Annotated in this window: 19 protein-coding genes; 7 read left to right on the top strand and 12 right to left on the bottom strand. The window is 71.0% G+C overall.

Features of this window, described 5'->3' with window-relative positions:
* Nucleotides 1-73: 73 nt before the first annotated feature.
* From E6R60_RS20235 to galU, 5 genes are all read right to left on the bottom strand, one after another.
* Nucleotides 74-715 (bottom strand): GNAT family protein, encoded by a 642-nt coding sequence (locus E6R60_RS20235; RefSeq protein WP_136328006.1) that lies wholly within the window; start codon nucleotides 713-715, stop codon nucleotides 74-76.
* Between the two features lie 17 nt (nucleotides 716-732).
* Complete coding sequence (locus tag E6R60_RS20230) at nucleotides 733-1,257, bottom strand: MogA/MoaB family molybdenum cofactor biosynthesis protein (protein ID WP_136328005.1); 525 nt, start codon at nucleotides 1,255-1,257, stop codon at nucleotides 733-735.
* On the bottom strand, nucleotides 1,254-1,754 hold the full coding sequence (gene moaC / locus E6R60_RS20225) for a cyclic pyranopterin monophosphate synthase MoaC (protein ID WP_136328004.1): 501 nt from the start codon (nucleotides 1,752-1,754) through the stop codon (nucleotides 1,254-1,256). The genes E6R60_RS20230 and moaC overlap by 4 nt, the downstream gene beginning before the upstream one ends.
* Before the next feature lie 122 nt (nucleotides 1,755-1,876).
* Nucleotides 1,877-3,187 (bottom strand): gephyrin-like molybdotransferase Glp, encoded by a 1,311-nt coding sequence (gene glp, locus E6R60_RS20220; protein ID WP_136328003.1) that lies wholly within the window; start codon nucleotides 3,185-3,187, stop codon nucleotides 1,877-1,879.
* A gap of 4 nt (nucleotides 3,188-3,191) precedes the next feature.
* Nucleotides 3,192-4,094 carry a UTP--glucose-1-phosphate uridylyltransferase GalU gene (galU, locus tag E6R60_RS20215; protein WP_136328002.1) on the bottom strand — a complete coding sequence of 301 codons (903 nt, stop codon included), beginning with the start codon at nucleotides 4,092-4,094 and terminating at the stop codon, nucleotides 3,192-3,194.
* 107 nt (nucleotides 4,095-4,201) lie between these two features.
* Here galU and E6R60_RS20210 point away from each other — a divergent pair, with 107 nt between their 5' ends.
* Nucleotides 4,202-4,786 carry a 5-formyltetrahydrofolate cyclo-ligase gene (locus tag E6R60_RS20210; protein WP_136328104.1) on the top strand — a complete coding sequence of 195 codons (585 nt, stop codon included), beginning with the start codon at nucleotides 4,202-4,204 and terminating at the stop codon, nucleotides 4,784-4,786.
* 135 nt (nucleotides 4,787-4,921) lie between these two features.
* On the opposite strand, the gene E6R60_RS20205 is transcribed toward E6R60_RS20210, so the two are convergent.
* Complete coding sequence (locus tag E6R60_RS20205; RefSeq protein WP_136328001.1) at nucleotides 4,922-7,672, bottom strand: penicillin acylase family protein; 2,751 nt, start codon at nucleotides 7,670-7,672, stop codon at nucleotides 4,922-4,924.
* 276 nt (nucleotides 7,673-7,948) lie between these two features.
* Here E6R60_RS20205 and E6R60_RS20200 point away from each other — a divergent pair, with 276 nt between their 5' ends.
* The 6 genes from E6R60_RS20200 (at nucleotide 7,949) to E6R60_RS20175 (ending at nucleotide 14,369) form a co-directional block, all read left to right on the top strand.
* Nucleotides 7,949-9,511, top strand: coding sequence for a potassium/proton antiporter (locus E6R60_RS20200; protein WP_240802633.1), 1,563 nt, complete (start codon nucleotides 7,949-7,951; stop codon nucleotides 9,509-9,511).
* Between the two features lie 302 nt (nucleotides 9,512-9,813).
* Nucleotides 9,814-11,097: an MFS transporter gene (locus E6R60_RS20195; protein ID WP_136327999.1), complete on the top strand. Its 1,284-nt coding sequence runs from the start codon at nucleotides 9,814-9,816 to the stop codon at nucleotides 11,095-11,097.
* A gap of 67 nt (nucleotides 11,098-11,164) precedes the next feature.
* On the top strand, nucleotides 11,165-11,536 hold the full coding sequence (locus E6R60_RS20190) for an FmdB family zinc ribbon protein (protein ID WP_136327998.1): 372 nt from the start codon (nucleotides 11,165-11,167) through the stop codon (nucleotides 11,534-11,536).
* Between the two features lie 363 nt (nucleotides 11,537-11,899).
* On the top strand, nucleotides 11,900-12,733 hold the full coding sequence (locus E6R60_RS20185) for an S-methyl-5'-thioadenosine phosphorylase (protein WP_136327997.1): 834 nt from the start codon (nucleotides 11,900-11,902) through the stop codon (nucleotides 12,731-12,733).
* 454 nt (nucleotides 12,734-13,187) lie between these two features.
* Entirely contained in the window at nucleotides 13,188-13,673 is a 486-nt protein-coding gene (locus tag E6R60_RS20180) for a hypothetical protein (RefSeq protein ID WP_136327996.1), read from the top strand.
* 123 nt (nucleotides 13,674-13,796) lie between these two features.
* Entirely contained in the window at nucleotides 13,797-14,369 is a 573-nt protein-coding gene (locus E6R60_RS20175) for an MscL family protein (protein WP_136327995.1), read from the top strand.
* A gap of 144 nt (nucleotides 14,370-14,513) precedes the next feature.
* Here the strand turns inward: E6R60_RS20175 and E6R60_RS20170 are convergent, their stop codons facing one another.
* The 6 genes from E6R60_RS20170 to E6R60_RS20145 form a co-directional block, all read right to left on the bottom strand.
* Nucleotides 14,514-14,723, bottom strand: a complete 210-nt coding sequence (locus tag E6R60_RS20170) for a hypothetical protein (RefSeq protein WP_136327994.1) — start codon at nucleotides 14,721-14,723, stop codon at nucleotides 14,514-14,516.
* An 80-nt stretch (nucleotides 14,724-14,803) separates the two neighbouring features.
* A complete protein-coding gene (locus E6R60_RS20165) occupies nucleotides 14,804-15,181 on the bottom strand; it encodes a hypothetical protein (RefSeq protein WP_136327993.1) in 378 nt (125 codons plus the stop codon).
* On the bottom strand, nucleotides 15,178-15,984 hold the full coding sequence (locus tag E6R60_RS20160; RefSeq protein ID WP_136327992.1) for a Rieske (2Fe-2S) protein: 807 nt from the start codon (nucleotides 15,982-15,984) through the stop codon (nucleotides 15,178-15,180). Before E6R60_RS20160 ends, E6R60_RS20165 begins: the two co-directional genes overlap by 4 nt.
* The gene (locus E6R60_RS20155; RefSeq protein ID WP_136327991.1) at nucleotides 15,981-16,583 is read right to left on the bottom strand and encodes a 4Fe-4S dicluster domain-containing protein; all 603 of its coding nucleotides are present in this window, start codon (nucleotides 16,581-16,583) and stop codon (nucleotides 15,981-15,983) included. Before E6R60_RS20155 ends, E6R60_RS20160 begins: the two co-directional genes overlap by 4 nt.
* Nucleotides 16,584-16,590: 7 nt before the next feature.
* Nucleotides 16,591-18,915: a molybdopterin oxidoreductase family protein gene (locus tag E6R60_RS20150; protein ID WP_136327990.1), complete on the bottom strand. Its 2,325-nt coding sequence runs from the start codon at nucleotides 18,913-18,915 to the stop codon at nucleotides 16,591-16,593.
* Entirely contained in the window at nucleotides 18,912-20,063 is a 1,152-nt protein-coding gene (locus tag E6R60_RS20145) for an MFS transporter (protein WP_136327989.1), read from the bottom strand. The genes E6R60_RS20150 and E6R60_RS20145 overlap by 4 nt, the downstream gene beginning before the upstream one ends.
* Nucleotides 20,064-20,083 lie beyond the last annotated feature (20 nt).

The following is a 20,083-nucleotide window of genomic DNA, read 5'->3' as shown; positions in this document are numbered from 1 at the left end:
GATTGTTCGGATCAACAGTCGGTGTTTGCGTGTTCGTTAGCGTTCATCGCCCGATCAATTTCGAACATACATTTCATTTCGAGGGGCGCTCCGGACGGTCGGGGCGCCCAGGGCCCTCAGGACGCCGCGGACGTGTCCGGTGCCATCTCCGGAGCAGCCCGTCGGGCACCTCCTCCGCGGTCAGCGCGTAGATCAGGTGGTCGCGCCACGCGCCGTCGATGTGCAGATAGCGGGGGCGCAGCCCTTCCTCGCGGAATCCGAGTTTCTCCACGACCCGACGGCTGGGCCCGTTCTCGGGGCGAATGCACACCTCGATGCGGTGGAGCCCCACCACGCGGAAACAGTGGTCGACCGCGAGGGCGACCGCGGTCGGCATCACCCCGCGGCCCGCCACGTCCTGGTCCACCCAGTAACCGACGTGGCCCGAGCACATCGAGCCCCAGGTGATCCCGGCCACCGTCAGCTGGCCGACCAGCCGGCCCTCGTACTCGATCGCGAACGGCAGCATCCGGCCCGCGTTGGCCTCGCCGCGCAGATGGCGGACCATCTGGCGGTAGGTGGGGCGCTGGGCCACCGGTCCGCCGGGGGCGGGCGGCGGCACGGTCGCCTCCCAGGGGCGCAGCCAGTCCCGGTTGCGCCGGTTGACCTCACGCCACACGCCCTGGTCGCGCAGCTTTATCGGCCGGAGGGCGACGTCGCCGTCCACCAGGATCACCGGCCACGTGGGGACGTTCAGCTCGGGCTCCCCGGTCGGGGGTGATCGCCGCCGCGGAGCTGGTCGACGGCGTGCACCAGGAGGCGGGTCAGGACCGCGAGCCCGTCACGCACCCCGCCGGTGGACCCGGGCAGATTGACGACGAGCGTACGGCCGGCCACGCCCGCCACACCACGCGAGAGCGCGGCCGTGGGGACCTTGTCACGCCCCTCGGCGCGGATCGCCTCGGGGATGCCGGGGATCTCGTGGTCCAGGACGTTGCGGGTGACATCGGGGGTGCGGTCGGTGGGCGAGATGCCCGTACCGCCGGTGGTCACGATGACGTCGTACGCGGCTGCCACTCCGTCCCGCAGCGCCTGCCCGACCGGATCGCCGTCGGGGACGACCAGCGGCCCGTCGACCGTGAAGCCGAGCCCGGACAGCGCCTCGGCGATCAGCGGCCCGCCCTTGTCGGCGTAGACGCCCGCGGCGGCGCGGTTCGAGGCCGTCACCACGAGGGCGCGGTAACCGGCGGCAGCGGCAGCTGTCTCCTGGGCGCTCACGCGTCCGCCCCGCCGGGCGTGGTGCGCCGGTAGTCGCCGGACTTGCCGCCCGACTTGGCCTCGACCCGGACGTCCGTGATGACCGCGGACTTGTCGACGGCCTTGACCATGTCGATGACGGTCAGCGCGGCGACCGAGACCGCGGTCAGGGCCTCCATCTCCACGCCGGTGCGGTCCGTCGTCTTCACGGTGGCCGTGATCTCCACCGCGTCGTCGGCCACCCCCAGGTCCACCGTGACGCCGGAGACGGCGAGGGGGTGGCACAGGGGGATCAGGTCCGGGGTGCGCTTGGCGCCCATGATCCCGGCGATGCGCGCGGTGGCGAGGGCGTCGCCCTTGGGAACCCCCTCGCCCCGGAGCAGCTCGATGACACGCGGCGAGACGAGGACCCGGCCGCTGGCGCGGGCGACACGCGCGGTGACGTCCTTCGCGGAGACGTCGACCATGCGGGCGGCCCCCGCTTCGTCGATGTGCGTCAGCCTGTTCTGCGTACTCAACTAACTCCGCCTAGCGGTAGGGCGCCGGTTGCCCCGGTGCTGCACCGGGGTGCAGGTCCGGGGTCCGGGGGGTGTCCCCCGGAAGGCACAGCGGCAGATACCGTACCGCCACCGGGCGGCGGTCAGCGGAGCAGGATCACCTCGGTGTCCGCGCCTGGCTCGGCCGAGGTGACGTCCTCGGGCAGCACGATGAGCGCGTCCGCCTGCGCGAGGGCGGCGATCAGATGCGATCCGGAACCGCCGACCGGCGTCACGGTGCCCGCCTGCGCGTCGTACGTCCCGCGCAGGAACTGCCGTTTTCCGGCCGGGGAGGACAGGGCCTTGTCGGTGACGAGCGACGCCCTGGCCGTCGGGCGGTTCACCTCGGGCAGGCCCATCAGGGTGCGGATCGCGGGCCGTACGAACAGTTCGAAGGAGACGTAACTGGAGACCGGGTTGCCCGGCAGGGCCAGCAGCGGCGTGTGGTCCGGCCCGATGGAGCCGAAGCCCTGCGGCTTGCCGGGCTGCATGGCGAGCTTGCGGAAGTCGACGCCGCCGCCCGGCTCGTCCTCGTCGCCGACCGGCGACAGGGCCTCCTTGACGACGTCGTACGCGCCCACGCTGACGCCGCCGGTCGTGACGACGATGTCGGCCCGGATCAGCTGGTCCTCGATCGTGGCCCGCAGCGTCTCGGCGTCGTCGGTGACGGCGCCGACCCGGTAGGCGATCGCTCCGGCGTCACGCGCCGCGGCGGTCAGCGCGAAGCTGTTGGAGTCGTAGATCTGGCCGCCGGTCAGCTCCTCGCCCGGCTGGACCAGTTCGCTGCCGGTGGAGATGACGACGACGCGCGGACGGGGCCGCACCTTCACCGTCGAACGGCCGATCGCGGCGAGCAGGCCGATCTGGGGCGGCCCCACCACCGAACCGGCGCGCAGCGCCAGATCGCCCGGCCGCACGTCACTGCCGCGGGCGCGCACGTGGGCGCGGGCCTCGACCGGCCGGTGGACGCGCACCTCGCCGCGCGCACCCTCGGGGGCGTCGCTGTGGGCACGCATCGTGACGGCGGGCCCGCCGCCCGTACCGCCGTCGGTCCACTCGACGGGGATCACGGCCTCGGCGCCCGCCGGAAGCGGGGCCCCCGTCATGATGCGGGCGGCCTCGCCCGGACCCACGCGCTGGTCGCCGAGCAGGCCGGCGTCGCCCGCCGCGACGTCCCCGATGACGGTGAGGACGGCGGGAAACTCCTCCGTGGCGCCCTCCACATCGGCGACGCGGACCGCGTAGCCGTCCATCGAGCTGTTGTCGAAGGGTGGCAGGGCGATCTCCACCATGACGTCCTCGACCAGGACGCAGCCCTGGGCTTCGGGCAGTTGCAGCTCGATGGGTTCGAGCGGCCTCACCGCGGCGAGGATGTCTTCCAGGTGCTCGTCCACCGACCAGATCGTGCTGCTCAAGGTCCTACATCTCCTCGGTGACAAAACTTCGCAGCCAGGCCCGGAACTCCGGGCCCAGATCTTCACGTTCGCACGCGAGTCTGACAATGGCACGCAGATAGTCGCTCCGGTCCCCGGTGTCATAGCGGCGGCCCTTGAAGACCACACCGTGCACCGGGCCGCCGGCCTTCTCGTCCTCGGCCAGTAGCTGAAGGGCGTCCGTCAGCTGGATCTCGTCGCCGCGGCCCGGCTCGGTCCTGCGCAGTATGGCGAAGACCTCGGGGTCCAGCACGTAGCGGCCGATGATGGCGAGATTGCTGGGCGCGTCGGCCGGCTCGGGCTTCTCGACCAGGCCGGTGACCCGCACGACGTCGCTTTCGGCGGTCGGCTCGACGGCCGCGCAGCCGTACTGGTGGATCAGTTCCGGCGGGACCTCCATGAGCGCGATGACGCTGCCGCCCTCGCGCTCCTGGACCTCCACCATGCGCGCGAGGAGCGGGTCGCGCGGGTCGATCAGGTCGTCACCGAGGAGGACGGCGAACGGCTGATCGCCCACGTGGGGTGCCGCGCACAGCACCGCGTGGCCGAGGCCCCTCGGATCGCCCTGGCGGACGTAGTGCAGGGAGGCGAGATCGCTCGACTCCTGGACCTTGCGCAGCCGTTCGCCGTCGCCCTTGCGGGTCAGCGCCGACTCCAGCTCGTAATTGCGGTCGAAGTGGTCCTCCAGGGGACGCTTGTTCCGGCCGGTGACCATCAGGATGTCCGAGAGCCCGGCGGCGACCGCCTCCTCCACGACGTACTGGATGGCAGGCTTGTCGACGACAGGAAGCATCTCCTTGGGAGTGGCTTTGGTAGCCGGCAGGAAGCGGGTGCCGAGGCCCGCCGCCGGGATGACGGCCTTGCTGATCCTGAGGTTCGACTGAGTCATGCGCAGAACCCTAACCGGCGCACATGGGCGGAAGATGATCCTCCGGTTAAGTTTGCCCTTGAATGCGTCGATACAGGAGAACTGCAGGTGCCCCGTTGAACACCGAGATGTCCGCAAAGGCGCTGTTGCGGCGTGAACTGCTCGCCGCCCGGCGTCTTCTGACGGCGGAGGACGTCGAGCTGGCCGCCACCGCCCTGGCGCGCCGCGCACTCGAACTGCCCGAGATCGCCGAGGCCGCCACGGTCGCCGCGTACGTCTCGGTGGGGCGCGAACCGGGGACCCGCGCGCTGCTCGACGCGCTGCGCTCGCGGGGCGTACGCGTCCTGCTGCCGGTACTCCTCGCGGACAACGACCTGGACTGGGCGCCGTACGAGGGAGCGGAGAGCCTCAGGAAGGCCGGCCGCGGGCTTCTGGAGCCGGCGGGAAAGCGGCTCGGCCCCGATGCCGTCCTGGCGGCGGAGGCGGTGCTCCTGCCGGGCCTCGCCGTGGACACCCGCGGGATGCGGCTCGGCCGCGGCGGCGGCAGCTACGACCGGGTGCTGGCGCGCCTCGCGGCGGCCGGGGCGCACCCCGCGCTGATCGTCCTGCTGTACGACGACGAGGTGGCCGCGCGGGTCCCGGAGGAACCGCACGACCACCCCGTGGACGCCGTGGTGACACCGGCGGGGCCGCGGCGCTTCAGCGACGGCTGAAGGCGGCCGGGGGGGGCGCCGCGGGCCCGCGGGCCCGCGCCCGACGACACACAGGCCGGCCTCGGCGGCTGAGGTTCCGCTGCGGGCCCGCGGGCGGGCGGCGGCGCCCGAGGGCCCGGGCCCCCCGCCGGCCCCCTACGGCTTCAGCGTCAGCGTGTCCTTCGTCGCCCCGGCCACCGCGTTCGTCCCGTAGGACCAGTCGAGCAGTTCACCGTTGACCCACTTGTCGGTCTGGTCGGTGTAGTGCGCGGCGAAGGCGTGCCCGGAGGCCCCGGTGAGGTTGATCCAGCGGGACTTGTCCCAGTCCCCCACGTTGACGACCATCCGCATCGACGGGACCCAGACCACCTCGTAGCCGCCGGCCGCGTTCCAGCCGGTGGCGTTCACCGCGGCCTCGCCGCCGCCGAGGTTCCAGGGGCCCCGGTTGAGCGCCCGCTGGAGCAGTCCGGGCCCTTCCGTTCCGAGGGTCTGGTTCTTCAGGGTCAGCTGGTGCAGCCGGCCCCAGCTCCACGTGGTGATGTCCTTGCCGAGCTTGGCCGTCAGCTCCCAGCGGGCGTCCTCCATGGCGCGGGCGAAGAGCTCCTCACGGTTCTCGGTGGCCTTGTCCTTGCGGGACTTCGGAGCCTTCCACCACTTGCTGTCCGGCTTGTCCATGAGGTTCGCGACGACCTGGTACCAGCGGTCGCCGCCGTCCGGCTGCGCCGAGTCCGGGTCGCGCTGACCGCATTCGCGTACCAGCTTGTCCTGCTCGTCGAGCGGGCCCGAGCTCTTGGCCGGGGGCACGTTCAGGCATTCGCCCTCGACGCGCATCTCCTTGGGCAGCTTGTCGCCGAAGGCCAGCTTGAGGATGTTGCGCCAGACCGCGTTGAAGTACGCGGCGGCCGCCGAGTCGGCCTCCTGGGTGTAGTCCCAGCCCTCCAGCAGCTTCTGCGCCTGACGGACGTCCTTGTCCGAGATGTTGATCTTCATCAGCTCGGGCACCAGCAGCGCGGCGATCTCGCTGGTGTTGTCCATCTGCATCTTCTGCATGTCTTCGGTCGAGATCTTCCCGCCGCCCTTGATCTTCGACTCGATGAGGTCGTTGATCCGCTGGCTGCGGCTGCCGTAGCCCCAGTCCTTGGTGAGCATGTACGGGTACGTGTCCTCGTCGATCACGGCCTGGTTGGCGGTGACGATGTAGCCGCGCTCCGGGTCGTACTCGTAGGGCAGCTCGTCGAACGGGATCGGGTCCTTCTTCCAGCCGTACGACGAGGACCAGCCGGGGCTGGGCAGCGTGCCGTCACCGGACTTGCGGACCGGGATCTTCCCCGGCGCCTGGTAGCCGATGTGGCCCTTGGTGTCGGCGTAGATGAGGTTCTGCGAGGGAACCTCGAAGTGCTCGGCCGCCTTGCGGAAGGTGGTGAAGTCCTTGGCCCGGTTGAGCTCGAAGACGGCGTCCATCGAGTGACCCGGTTCCAGCGCGGTCCACTTCAGCGCCACCCCGTAGCCGTCCGCCCGGTCGGGGGCGGAGTTGCTGACGGGGGCCTTCTGGCCGACCTTCTCCAGCTCGCTGCTGCGGTCGGAGACCAGCGGACCGTTGTTGGTCTCGCGGACGGTGATGTGCCGGCTCCTGCCGCCCGCGACCTTGATGGTCTCCTCGCGGACGGTGAAGGGCTTCATCTTGCCGTCGTACAGGTAGCCCTCGCCCGAGACCTTCTCCAGGAAGAGGTCGGTGACGTCCGCGCCGAGGTTGGTGAAGCCCCAGGCGACGTCCTGGTTGTGGCCGATGATCACACCGGGCATGCCCGAGAAGGTGTAGCCGGCCGTGTCGTACTTGCAGGTCGCCGAGACGGCGCGGCAGTGCAGCCCCATCTGGTACCAGAGCGAGGGCAGCTGCGGCGCCAGGTGCGGGTCGTTGGCGAGCAGCGGCTTGCCGGTGGTCGTGTACTTGGCCGCGACGACCCAGGAGTTCGACCCGATGCCGTTGCCGTTCGGACCCAGCAGTGCGGGGATCTCGTCGAGGGTGTCGGAGAGCGCGCCGAGCTGGGAGGTGAGGCCCTGGGTGGCGCCCTCGGCGGTCCCGGAGCCGGTGCCGTCGGACGGCTTCGCGTCCGCGTCGAACTTCCCGGTGACCGGGGAGATCGCACCCTCACCGACGATCGGCTTGTGCTTCTCGTACGGGTAGGGCGGGTACAGGTCCTCGATCTGATCCGCGTCGAGCCGGCTGGTCATCAGCGAACGGTCGATCTCGTCCTGCATGTTGCCGCGCAGGTCCCAGGCCATGGCCTTCAGCCAGGCCACCGAGTCGACCGGGGTCCACTCGGCCGGCTTGTAGTCGTTGGTGAAGCCGAGGGCCGCGTACTCGACGGAGATGTCCGCGCCGTCGCGGCCCTTGAGGTAGGCGTTCACCCCGTCCGCGTACGCCTGGAGGTTCTTCTTCGTCTCGTCCGACAGAACGGTGTCGTACTCCTCCTGGGCCACCTTGCGCCAGCCCAGCGTGCGCAGGAAGGAGTCCGTCTCGACCTGGCCGGAACCGAACATCTCGGAGAGCCGGCCGGCCGTCATGTGACGGCGGACGTCCATCTCCCAGAAGCGGTCCTGCGCCTGGACGAAGCCCTGGGCGCGGAAGAGGTCGGCGTCGGAGTCCGCGTAGATCTGCGGGATTCCGTAACTGTCGCGCTTGACGTCGACGTTGCTGCCGAGCCCGGTGAGGTGGATCGTCCCGTTGGTCTGGGGGTACGAGGCGCGCACGGTGGATACGGACCAGTACGTTCCGTAACCGACGCCTGCGACGAGCGCCAGCACCAGGACGATCACGAGCAGGCGGGCACGTCGCCCCTTCTTCTTGCGCGGCCCACCGCCGACGGTGGCCGTGGAGGCGGCAGAGGCGGTTGTTGTGGCGGGCATCGCTGTCCTTCGAGGGGCAGGGTGGTCCTGGGAGTGCAGGAGCAACCATAGGCGCAGCGCCGATGCCGGTCGGACGCGGTATCGGGATGGCTCGAATTGCGTAGCGATCGTACGAATACTCGAACGCATCAAGAAAACGTTAAAGATTAGGTAAGGTAATGAAGTACCGGCCACCGGAAGCCGATCCGGCAGGCGTACGCAGGGAAGGACCGGCCACTGACTGTCCACGCGCTCAACGAACTTCTGCTCGTCTGCTCGCTCGTCCTGCTCGTCGCGGTGGCGGCCGTACGCATCTCGTCACGCAGCGGGCTCCCCAGTCTGCTCCTGTATCTCGGCATCGGGATCGCCCTGGGGCAGGACGGGTTCTTCGACGTCAAGTTCGACAACGCGGAGTTGACGCAGGTCATCGGCTACGCGGCCCTGGTGGTGATCCTCGCCGAGGGTGGCCTCGGGACGAAGTGGAAAGAGATCAGGCCGGCGCTGCCCGCGGCCGTCGTCCTCTCCCTCGTCGGCGTCGGCGTGAGCGTGGGCGTGACCGCCGCCGGAGCGCACTACCTGGTCGGTCTGGAATGGCGGCAGGCGCTGATCATCGGCGCGGTGGTCTCCTCCACGGACGCCGCCGCGGTCTTCTCCGTGCTGCGCAAGGTGCCCCTGCCCGCCCGGATCACCGGCGTCCTGGAGGCCGAATCCGGCTTCAACGACGCCCCTGTGGTGATCCTGGTCGTCGCGTTCTCGACCGTGGGGCCCGTCGACAGCTGGTACGTGCTGGTCGGCGAGATAGCCCTGGAGCTGGCGATCGGCGCCGCGCTCGGCATCGCCGTCGGCTGGCTCGGCTCCTACGGACTGAGGCATGTGGCGCTGCCCGCCTCGGGCCTCTACCCGATCGCCGTGATGGCCATCGCGGTGTCCGCGTACGCGGCGGGCGCGATGCTCCACGGAAGCGGATTCCTCGCCGTCTACCTCGCCGCGATGATCCTCGGCAACGCCAAGCTGCCGCACTGGCCCGCCACCCGCGGCTTCGCCGACGGACTCGGCTGGCTGGCCCAGATCGGCATGTTCGTCCTGCTCGGACTGCTCGTCACCCCGCACGACCTGGTCGACGACTTCTGGCCCGCCGTCGTCGTCGGGCTGGTGCTGACCGTGGTGGCGCGGCCGCTGGAGGTCTTCATCTCGCTGGCGCCCTTCCGGCTGCCCTGGCAGGAGAAGGCCCTCATGTCCTGGGCCGGCCTGCGCGGCGCGGTGCCCATCATCCTGGCGACCATCCCCATGGTGTCCGGGATCGAGGGCTCCACCCGGGTCTTCAACATCGTCTTCGTGCTCGTCGTCGTCTACACCCTCATCCAGGGACCGACCCTGCCCTGGCTCGCCAAAGCCCTCAAGATCGCCGACGACCCGTCCGAGGCGGCCGACCTGGGCATCGAGTCGGCGCCCCTGGAGCGGCTGCGCGGGCATCTGCTCTCGGTGGCCATCCCCGCGAAGTCGAAAATGCACGGCGTCGAGGTAGGCGAACTGCGCCTGCCCGCAGGGGCCGGCGTGACGCTCGTCGTCCGGGACGACAAGAGCTTCGTGCCCGCGCCCTCGACCGTGCTGCGCCGCGGCGACGAACTGCTGGTCGTGACGACCGACCCCGTGCGCGACGCGACCGAGGCCCGGCTGCGCGCGATCGGCGAGGGCGGCAAGCTGGCCGGCTGGCTGGGGACCGGCGGCAACGCCGCCGAGAGCCTCACCGGGCCGCATATGGCCAACGCGCTCAAGGCCGTGAAGAAGCTGGGCAGGACGGACGACCTCAGGAAGCACGAGGGCGGGACCGGCACCCGGGACACCAAGGCACATCACTGAGGACGCACACGCGTTCACAGGTGACAGGGATTGCGTTGGACACAATCCCAGGTGCCCCACGGCTTTTGCCTGTAGCATCAAGGAAACCCAGATCGACCTATCTGATCCACCAACTCTGCCTGACGCAGAGCTGGCGCGACCGTATGGCGGTCGTGGCGTCCTCCGCCTCTGAGCGAGCGCCCGGCATCTACCGCAGTTCCGCGCGAAGAGGACAGCTCTCGGCAGCTCCTGACCGGGCCCGCACCCCTGTGCCGGCCCGCCTCGCAGGGGCACGGCCACCAGGCGGCAGAAAGGCATGGACCGTGGCGTCCACGGTCTCCGACCGCCCCGGATACGGGCAGTTGCTGCGCACCCCGGGTGCGTGGACCTTCCTCCTGCCGGGCTTCGCCGCACGGCAGCCCTTCGCGATGCTGACCATCGGCATCGTCCTGCTCGTCCAGCACACCACCGGTTCGTACGGCAGCGCGGGAGCCGTCGCCGCCGTCACCGGGGTCTCCATGGCCCTGTTCGCCCCGCAGACCGGCAAGCTCGCCGACCGCTTCGGCCAGCGCGCCGTGCTGCTGCCGGGCGTCCTCGTGCACACGGCGTCCGTCTCGGGCCTGACCGCACTCGCGCTGGCGGACGCCCCGATGTGGGCCCTGTTCGCCGCCGCGGTCCCGGCAGGCGCCTCGGTCCCCCAGGTCGGCCCGATGGTGCGGGCCCGCTGGGCGGCCATGCTCGGAGCGGCGCCGGGGCGTGAGGCCTCCCCGCTCATGTCGACGGCGGCGGCCTTCGAATCGGTGACGGACGAGTTCACCTTCGTCATCGGCCCGGTCCTCGCCACCGCGCTCTGCACCGGGGTGCACCCGGCGGCGGGGCTGCTCGCCGAAGCCGTCCTGACCCTGTGCGGCGGCCTGTTCTTCGCCGCGCAGCGCGCCACCGAGCCCGGCGTACGCGCCACCGGTTCCGCCGGAGCGCAGCGGCACGCCTCCGCGCTGGCCGTCCCCGGCGTACGCGTCCTCGCGGTGGCCTTCCTCGGGATCGGCGCGGTCTTCGGCGGCATGCAGGTCTCGCTGACCGCCTTCGCCGAGGAGATCGGCAGCCCCGGTGCGAACGGTCTGCTGTACGGGATCTTCGCGGCCGGCAACATGCTGGCCGGCATCGCCTGCGGCGCCATCGCCTGGAAGACCGGCCCGCGGCGTCGGCTGATCGCCGGATACGCCGCCCTGACGCTCACCGCGTCGGGCCTGTGGGCGGTGCACTCCGTGCCGCTGCTGGCCGGGCTCGGCCTGCTGGTCGGCCTCTCCATCGCCCCCGCGCTGATCAGCGGCTACACGCTGGTCGAGGCGCTCGTCCCGGGCTCCGCCCGGACCGAGGCGTTCACCTGGCTGACGGGTGCCGTCGCACTCGGCCAGGCGGCCGCGGTGACGGTGGCCGGACGGCTCGCGGACGCCCACGGCGCCAGCACCGGATTCCTGGTGCCGCTCGTGGGCACGGTGCTGGCGCTGGTGACGCTGGTGGCGCTGCGTTCCCGGCTCCTCCCGAGGGCCTCGGGACGGACCGTGGCACGTGGGATCGGTCACCGCGGACCGGTCACGGTGGACTGATGCCGCGGAATACGTCAGTATGGAGCGTCGTTAGCACTCATTGAGTCAGAGTGCCAGGAGGAACAAAGTGCCGACCTATCAGTACCAGTGCACCGAGTGTGGCGAGGGCCTCGAAGCGGTGCAGAAGTTCACCGATGACGCCCTTACGGTGTGCCCGAGCTGCGATGGACGCCTGAAGAAGGTGTTCTCGGCGGTCGGCATCGTCTTCAAGGGTTCCGGTTTCTACCGGAACGACAGCCGTGGATCGTCGTCGAGCAGCACGCCGGCCCCGGCCGCTGCGAAGGCATCCGGTTCCGGATCCTCGTCGTCGGGATCGGACGCGAAGTCGTCGACCTCTTCGTCGACGTCCTCCTCCGGTTCCTCCAGCTCGTCCACGGCGTCTTCTTCGGCGTCCTCTTCTTCTTCGTCGTCCGCGTCGAGCGGTTCGTCGGCCGCCTGAGGCGCCGCCCGACCGTCCCACCTGGCTTCCGCTTCACCGGGACCCCGCCGATCCGTTCGGCGGGGTCCTCGGCGTTGTCCGCCGGACGTTGGTTTTTCGGGGCCTTGCGCCCGGCCGTACGTACCGGTTCTCGGCGTTGGCCGCCCCGCCTCGGTTCTCGGCGCTCTCCGCCCGACCTCGGCTGCTTGGGGCCGTCCGCCCGGCGTCGGCTTCTCGGTCCTCGGCGTCGTCCGCCCCGCGCCGGTTCTCCGCGTTGGCCGCCCGGCCTCGGCCGCTTGCGGCCTTCCGCCCGGCGGCCTCGGCTTCTCGGCATCTTGCTCGCCCGGCTGCGTCAGCTGCTGAGTGACCGCCTACTGTGACCGCATGGTGAACGCAGAGATCGGTGTGATCGGTGGTTCGGGGCTGTACTCCTTCCTGGAGGACGTCACCGAGGTGCGGGTGGAGACCCCTTACGGAGCGCCGAGCGACTCCCTCTTCCTCGGCGAGGTCGGCGGCCGCCGCGTCGCCTTCCTCCCCCGCCACGGCCGCGGCCACCATGTGCCGCCGCACCGCATCAACTACCGCGCCAACCTGTGGGCTCTGCGCTCGGTCGGCGTGCGGCAGGTGCTCGGCCCGTGCGCGGTGGGCGGCCTGCGGCCGGAGTACGGGCCGGGGACGCTGCTCGTGCCGGACCAGTTGGTCGACCGCACGAAGACCCGGGTCCAGACGTTCTACGACGGGGAGACCCGGGCGGACGGGGTGGCGCCGAAGGTGGTGCACCTGGGCTTCGCCGACCCGTACTGCCCCACGGGTCGCAAGGTCGCCCTCGCGGCGGCCCGCGCAGGGGACTGGGAAGCGGTGGACGGCGGCACGCTGGTGGTGGTCGAGGGGCCGCGCTTCTCGACCCGGGCGGAGTCGCGCTGGCACGCCGCGATGGGCTGGTCGGTGGTCGGCATGACCGGGCACCCGGAGGCGGTGCTCGCCCGCGAGCTGGGCCTCTGCTACACGACGTTGACGCTGGTGACGGACCTGGACGCGGGCGCGGAAGCCGGCGAGGCGGTCTCCCACGACGAGGTGCTCAGGGTCTTCGCGGCCAATGTCGACCGGCTGCGTTCGGTGCTCTTCGAGGCGGTGGCCGCGCTGCCCGCGGAGGCGGACCGGGACTGCCTGTGCCCACACGCGCTGGACGGGATCGACACGGGGATCGTGCTGCCGTAGGGGCGAGGCGGCGCTGTCTGCCGGTACGCGGGGGGGGCGGTGCTGTCCGCCGGCAGGCGGGGTCGCTGCTGCCCGCAGGTAGGCGCGTTCGGTGCGGCCTGCCGGTGGGCGGAGTCAGCACTGCCTGCCGTGAGCGGGGTCCGGTTCTCGCCTCCGCCCTCAGGCGGGTGAGGGAGTTTTCCACATCGTGTGGACCGCCCACAGGGCTCAGCGGGAATCTCGCGGGTGGGGCATCGTGAGGGCTGTCCGGCCGGTGACCTCCGGCCCGATCGACCGGTCCGATTCTCACTCCCCTGTTCTCTGAACTCCCTCATCGCAGGCGGTGTTTGGCATGCCTCCGTACGGTCCTCCTTCCCGGCCCCCGCAGCCCTCGTCCCCCTCCCCCTCCGCTTCCCCGCCTCTGCCCGCCCCCGTGCCACCTCCGGGCGGGGTACCGCCGTTTCCGCCTCTGCGGGTGCGCGGGGGCAGTGCGCACCGGCTGCGGCGGGCGGTCTGGCGGCAGCGGCGGGCGACGGCCGCGGGGCTGGCGCTGACGGCTGCCGCGCTGGCCGTTTCGGGGCTCGGCGGGAGTGGGGCCGAGGGCGGCGACCGGGCCGGGCATGCGGCAGCCGGGCCAGCTGGTGCGTCCGACGCCGCCGGCGCGTCCCCGCACCGGGCGTCACCGCCGGTCCGCCTGGTGTCCGCGCCCGTCCGGATCGCCGACGCGGCGACTGTCCGGCTGCTGCGCCCCGGCGACCGGGTCGACGTGATCGCGTCCGGGGGGTCCGGAGGTGGCTCCCGGGTGCTGGCGAAGGGGGCACGGGTGGCCCAGGTGCCTCCCGCTGCGGCGGAGGGCTCCACGGAGTACGGGGCGCTGATCGTGCTCTCCGTACCGCGGGCGACGGCCGCGACGCTGGCCGGTGCGGGAATCTCGGGCGGGTTTGCGGTGATCCTGTGCTGATTCGTACTGACGCACTATCACGTCACCTGACAACAGCCATGGATGAGGTGGTCCCACCCCGTACTGCCGTGTGTTGCGGATCAGTTGGTTCCCCTTACGGCGCATACAAACGACGGCTCAGGCGTGAGCGAGAAGAAGAACGACAGTCTGCTGGCGGGCTTCAAGGCCTTCTTGACACGCGGCAACGTGATCGACCTGGCGGTGGCCGTCGTCATCGGCGCCGCGTTCACGAACATCGTGAACGCTGTCGTCAAGGGCGTCATCAACCCGCTCGTCGGTGCTTTCGGCACCCAGGATATGGAGAACTACAGCTCCTGCCTCAAGGGCCCCTGCGTGACGGACCCGAAGACGGGCGAGGCGACGGAGGGCATCCGGATCCTGTGGGGCTCGGTCCTCAGCGCCACCCTCAGCTTCCTGATCACCGCCGCCGTCGTCTACTTCCTGATGGTGCTCCCGATGGCGAAGTACCTCGCCAAGCGGGCCGCCATGCAGGCGGCGGCGGAAGGCGTGCAGGAGACGTTGGAGGTCAGCGAGCTGGAGGTCCTGAAGGAGATCCGCGACGCGCTGGTCTCCCCGCGCAGCGGCAGCGGCAGCGGCGGGAACCCGGTGGACGGGAACCGCGGAGAGGACCCGGGCCGCAGTCACAGGAGTAGTGCCACGCCGAGCGCCGGGTCGCGGCCGTCCGCCGTGGCGTAGGACCCGGACGGTGGTGGAGTCAGACAGCGCAGGACCCAGAAGGTGGTGGGGTCAGTCGGCATAGGACCCGGACGGTGGCGTCGGACTCAGACGGTGGCGGGGCGTGGCGAGCTCAGACGGTGGCGGACTCAGACGGTGGCTGGCTCAGATGTGGTGGGGCGGCTTCTCGTCGAGGAAACGGGCCAGGTCGGTGGCACCGCCACCCGAGGGGGCCCGCTCACCCCATCCCCGGTCCGTGTCGTCCGCGGACTGCTGGTCCAGCGGATCATCGAAGATCAGCGCCGGTTCGGTCTTCGGCCGGTCCGGCGAGCTCGGCTTCGCATCGCGCGGTCCGGGGGCGGGGGCGGTACTCATACATCCAGGGTACGGCCGCTCCGCGGCGCGCGGGAGCGCCCCGGCCGCCGGGCGGGCGCCGGTCAGCGGGCGGGCGCCGGTCAGCGGTCCTTGGGGTCGAGCCACCAGAGCCCGAGTACGACGAGGAACGAGAGGCAGAGGAAACCGGCCCCCCACCAGGCGGTACCGGTATGGCCCTCCATGTACTCGTCGACGACGACGGTGAGGCCCCAGAGCTGCCCGATGACGACGGTCATGGCCAGGGTCAGCCGGGCCGTGAGCTTCGAGGACCGTTCCGGTTCCTGGTCGGTACCCGCTCCCGGTCCTGGTCCCGTGCGGTTGATTCTGGGGTCGCCGTAGCCGCTGGTAGGCCGGATCTGCGGGTAGCGCTCGTGGAGGGGCCGGTTGAGTTCGGGCCGTGCGCTGCCCGGGTGGTACTCCGGGTAGCGGGGGCCGGCGGGCTCCTGTGCGTCGCTCATGACGACCTGCCGGTGGTGTCGGGCGCGGTGGTCCCCGTAAGGGAGGTGGCGGCGCCGCGGGAGGTGGCGGCGGTCGCGGACGTGGCCTCCGTACCGGGCCTGGCGGCGGTCTGGGGTGCTTCGGCGCCCCCGCGGACTCCCGGGCAGCCGATCCGGGAGGCGAGGTCCGGGCGGTCGTCGCCGAGCTGGCGGCACAGCCCCTTCTCGATGCTCTCGCCGGAGCGGGTGGTGCCGACGGCCCAGATACTGCCGTCCGGCTGCTCGGTCAGGATCACCTTGGGCAGCCCGCGCGGCGGCGGGCCGGCGGTGACCTCGCCGGTGCGGGCGTCGAAGACGCCCTCGTGACAGGGGCAGTACAGCTCGCCCTCGGAGCCCCGGTCCTTCCGCCAGAGCACGGCGCAGGCGAGGTGGGTGCAGATCGCCGAATAGCCGACGAGTGTGCCGTCGTCGAGCCGGACGGCGACCGCCTTGTCCTCCTCCTCCGGGTAGCTGAAGGCGAGGGACTCCCCGGGCAGCAGCTGGGAGCTGACCCTCTTCGGCGCGGGGGCCTTGTCGTCCTCGGGGTCCCCGTGGCGCGGGAGCATGCCGCCGGCGACGCCGAGTCCCCCGATCGCGAGGCCGCCGGAGACGGTGGCGACGATGCGGAGGTAGTCGCGGCGGGTGGTGAGGGAATCCGCGGCGATCCGGTCGTGCAGGGCGTCGCGCGCGTCCCCCGAGGGCGGGCCCCCGGCGCGCGGTTCACCGGCGGGCGGTTCGCCGGCGGGCGGTTCGCCTGAGGGCTGCGGCTGTTCCGTGACGCTCATCGGCGGACGTCCTTCCCGTTGATCTCCACGACGGGCAGACCGCCCGGCACCGGCCACTGGACCCGGTCCGCGGGGACGACCATGGCGACGCCCGTGCGGACCTCGGTCTCGCCGAAGACGAAGGTGTCGGCGACCTGGACGCCGGGGCGTTCGGCCTGGAGCTCCTCGACGGTTCCGTAGAAGAGCGCTCCGGTCGGGCAGACCGTGGCGCACATCGGGGCGAGCCCGTAGGCGGTGCGGTCGTAGCAGAGGTTGCACTTCATCTGCAGCTTCGCCTGGAGGTCGATCTTCGGTACGCCGAAGGGGCAGGCGTTGACGCAGTTGGCGCAGCCGATGCAGCGGGTGGTGTCGGCCTGCTGCACCACCCCGTCCGCGGTCACCAGGATGGCGTCGGCGGGACAGACCTCGGCGCAGGGGGCGACGGGGTCCTCGCAGTGCATGCAGACCGTGGGGAGGGAGGCGACGGACTGGCCCTCGTCGGTGTAGTCGAGGTGGATCATCGACTTGCCGCGGTGCGAGTCGCATTCCCGGCAGGCGGAGACACAGGCCTGGCAGCCGATGCAGCGCCCCGGGTCGATGAAGATCGTTCGGCCCATCATGCGGGCATCAGCTCCTTTCCGAGGTGCCGCGGCCCTGCGGGGAGGTGGGCGGCAGCGGGTCGGTGCGGGAGACCTGGGTCTCCGGGTAGGCGACGCGGCCGGGTGCCACGGGAGGTGCGGGCACGTCGTCGACGGAGTCGGCGTGTTCGATGCGGCAGGCGCACACCTTGTACTCCGGGATCTTCGACCGGGGATCGAGGGCGTCGATGGTGAGCACGTTGGCCGAGGTGGGGACCGGCCAGTGGTACGGGATGAAGACGGTGTCGGGGCGGATCGCCTCGGTGACCAGCGCCGGGTAGGAGGCGCTGCCGCGCCGGGTGGTGACGCGGACCGGTTCGCCGTTGCGGAAGCCGTGGGACGGGTGGATCTCGGCCCAGGGGCGCGGGGTCTGTTCGACGAGGGCGCCCAGGCGGCGCGTCTGGTTGCCGGAGAGGAAGTGGGCGACGGTGCGTCCGGTGGTGAGGGACATGGGGAATTCGTCGCTGTACGGGTCCATGGGCGGGTGCCATTCGACGACCTGCATATGGATCTTGCCGTCGGGGTGGTAGGTCCTGCCGTCCTCGAAGAGCCTCGGGGTGCCCGGGTGGTCCGTGGACGGGCACGGCCAGGAGATCCCGCCGGTCTCTTCGAGCCGTTCGTAGGTGATGCCCGAGTAGTCGATGACGGTGCCGGCGGACGCGGCGCGGAGTTCGTCGAAGACCTCGCGGGAGCCGCTGAAACGGAACTTGTCGCCCGCACCCAGACGGCGGGCGAGCTCGCACATCACCCAGGTGTCGGTGCGCACACCGGGCGGCGGGTCCTGGGCCTTGTTGTGCTTGACCACCCTGGCTTCCGCGTTGGCCATCACCCCCTCGTCCTCCGCCCAGGTGGTGACGGGCAGGACGACATGCGCGTTGGCGGCGGACTCGGAGAGGAAGAAGTCGAACTGGACGTGGAATTCGGTCGCGTCGTACCCCTCCTTGACCACCGGGTAGTTCGGCAGGGAGATGATGGGGTTGTTGCAGATCCCCATCAGCCCGCGGATCTCACCGCGTTGCATCTGCCAGATCATTTCCATCATCGAGGTCCCCGCGAGCGGGAGTTCCGATTCGTCGATGCCCCAGATCTCGCAGATCTGCCGGCGGTGTTCCTCGTTGTTGATGGAGCGCCCGCCCGGCAGGAGGTCGGACTTCTGGCCGTGTTCGCGGCCGCCCTGCCCGTTGCCCTGGCCGGTGAGCGTGCCGTAGCCCGCTCCGGGCTTGCCGATGTGCCCGGTGGCCGTGCAGAGGTTGATGACGGAGAGGCAGTTCTCGACGCCCTGGGACTGGTGCTCGATCCCCCTGGCGTGCCAGGCCATGGCCTTGGGGGCGCGGGCGAAGGTGCGGGCGACCTGGACGATCTGCTCGGCCGGGACTCCGCAGATGTCCGCGGCGCGGGACGGGGGGTACTCGAGTGCCTTGGCCCGTACCTCCTCCCAGCCGGTGGCGTGGGCGGCGAGGTAGTTCTCGTCGGTCAGGCCCTCCTCGATGACGACGCAGAGCAGGGAGTTGAAGAACGCCGAGTCGGTGCCGGGCTTCAGCGCGACGTGGATGTCGGCGGTGCGCGCGATGGCCGTCTCGCGGGGGTCGATGACGATGAGGCTCGCGCCGCGGTCCCGCGCCCCCCACACGTACTGGGAGAGCACGGGGAAGCATTCGCCGACGTTGGAGCCCGCGATCAGCAGGCAGTCGGTGAGCAGCATGTCGGCGAAGGGGTTGCCGGCCCGGTCGATGTTGAAGGCGAGCTTGTTGGCGGCGGCGGCGCTGACCATGCAGAGGCGGCCGTTGTAGTCGACGTGCCGGGTCCGCAGGGCGACCCGGGCGAACTTTCCGACCAGGTAGGTCTTCTCGGAGAAGAGGCTGGCGCCGCCGAAGAGCCCGAAGGCGTCCTTCCCGTACTGGGCCTGGATGCGCTGGATCTCGGAGACCGTGAAGTCGAGCGCCTCGTCCCACGAGGTCTCGCGGAAGGGTTCGTCGCGGGAGCGGCGCATGAGCGGGGCGGTCAGCCGGTCGGGGTGGTTGACCTGCTGGTAGGCGTTGATGCCCTTGGGGCACAGCCGCATCCGGTTGATGTCGTGGTTGCGGGGTTCGACGCCGAAGACCTTGCCGCCCCGGTCGACGCGCAGATACATCCCGCACTGGATGCCGCAGAAGCAGCAGTGGGTGGGGACGAGCTTCTCGCCGTTCTGGTCGGCGTGCCACTGGTCGGCGGGAATGCCGCCGGCGTCCCGGAAGGCGCGGGTGCCGGGCGGGGCGAGGGAGGGGTCGAGGGGGACGACCGCACGGGTGTCGGCTGCTCGCGGGTCCGCGGTCACTTGAAGCCCTTCTTCACCTGGGAGAGATAGGCGCTGCCGCGCAGCACCCGCTTGCAGCGCGGGCAGTATTCGGCCCACTCGTCGAAGCCGAGGCCGAGGTCGCGCATGGTGCCGCGGAGGTTCTCGACGTACGGGGCGGTGTCGATGGGTTCCCCGCAGCGGCGGCAGCCGAGGACCTCCTGGTCCTGCCGGCCGGTGTACTTGAACAGCTGCATGCCTACGGCGGCGGGGCGCTGGACGATGTGGAAGAACTTGCCGAACGGGATGTAGATCAGGGTGAAGACCACCGACACCATGTGCAGGATCGCCAGGAACTCGTATCCGCCGCCGTGCAGGAAGATCGACGAGAAGGTGAGGAGCAGGCCCGTCACGGAGATGACGACCAGCGCGATGAGCGGGACCAGGTCGTAGCCGAAGCGCTGGCCGGTGATGGCGCCGCGGTCCTTCATCCGTCGCCACAGGAAGTAGGAGGCACCGGGGATGACGAGGACCGCGGCGATGTCGAGACCGTGGAACATCAGCCAGCCGAGGAAGTCCATGGAGTCGAAACCGATGATCTTGAAGCCCCAGATGCGCATCTCGTAACCGGGCCCGGATCCGGTGTGCGAGGTGAAGGTGAACCAGCCCCAGGTCAGCGGGAAGGTGATCAGCGCGGCGAGCACGCAGCCCCAGAAGATGAGCTGGTGGGCGGCCCAGCGGGCATGGGAGCGGGCACCGAGGAACTTCTGGAAGCCGAGGTAGGTGGCGATCATCTTCGGCAGGGCGGTGGGCGCCCTGCGGAAGTTGGCGGCCGAGAAGAGGCTCCCCCAGCCCTTCTTGAAGAGTCGCCGGGCGCCCGGTGCGGAGACCCAGACCGTGTAGCGGTAGGCGACGCCGAAGGCGAGGAAGACGGAGGCCACGGCGTACGGGAGGAGCGCGGAGTCGAAGTTCTCCAGGAGCCTGCTGCCGAGCACGATGGCGACGACCAGCAGGAGGGAGACGATCACACCCGCCGCCGTCGCGCGGGCGGTGACGGACCGGGGGGCGGCGGCGCCGGAGCGCCCGCGCCCGCCGGCGGACGGCGGCGCGGCGGTCACAGCGGTGGTACCGGCAGGGGCCCCGGGGGCGGGTCGCGCGTCTGCGGCGGAGGCTTCTGGTGGCTCGGTCACCCCGTCAGCGTAGGGGCGAA

Origin of the sequence: Streptomyces sp. A0642 (genome assembly GCF_004795105.1) — a bacterium.
Lineage (GTDB): Bacteria > Actinomycetota > Actinomycetes > Streptomycetales > Streptomycetaceae > Streptomyces.
This window is presented reverse-complemented; position numbering and strand designations above follow the sequence as displayed.

Coding starts and splice junctions, on each gene's coding strand:
- E6R60_RS20185 (WP_136327997.1), top strand. CDS start 11,900: ATGGTGAACGCAGAGATCGGTGTGATCGGTGGTTCGGGGCTGTACTCC.
- galU (WP_136328002.1), bottom strand. CDS start 4,094: ATGACTCAGTCGAACCTCAGGATCAGCAAGGCCGTCATCCCGGCGGCG.
- E6R60_RS20170 (WP_136327994.1), bottom strand. CDS start 14,723: ATGAGTACCGCCCCCGCCCCCGGACCGCGCGATGCGAAGCCGAGCTCG.
- E6R60_RS20165 (WP_136327993.1), bottom strand. CDS start 15,181: ATGAGCGACGCACAGGAGCCCGCCGGCCCCCGCTACCCGGAGTACCAC.
- E6R60_RS20210 (WP_136328104.1), top strand. CDS start 4,202: ATGTCCGCAAAGGCGCTGTTGCGGCGTGAACTGCTCGCCGCCCGGCGT.
- E6R60_RS20205 (WP_136328001.1), bottom strand. CDS start 7,672: ATGCCCGCCACAACAACCGCCTCTGCCGCCTCCACGGCCACCGTCGGC.
- E6R60_RS20155 (WP_136327991.1), bottom strand. CDS start 16,583: ATGATGGGCCGAACGATCTTCATCGACCCGGGGCGCTGCATCGGCTGC.
- E6R60_RS20160 (WP_136327992.1), bottom strand. CDS start 15,984: ATGAGCGTCACGGAACAGCCGCAGCCCTCAGGCGAACCGCCCGCCGGC.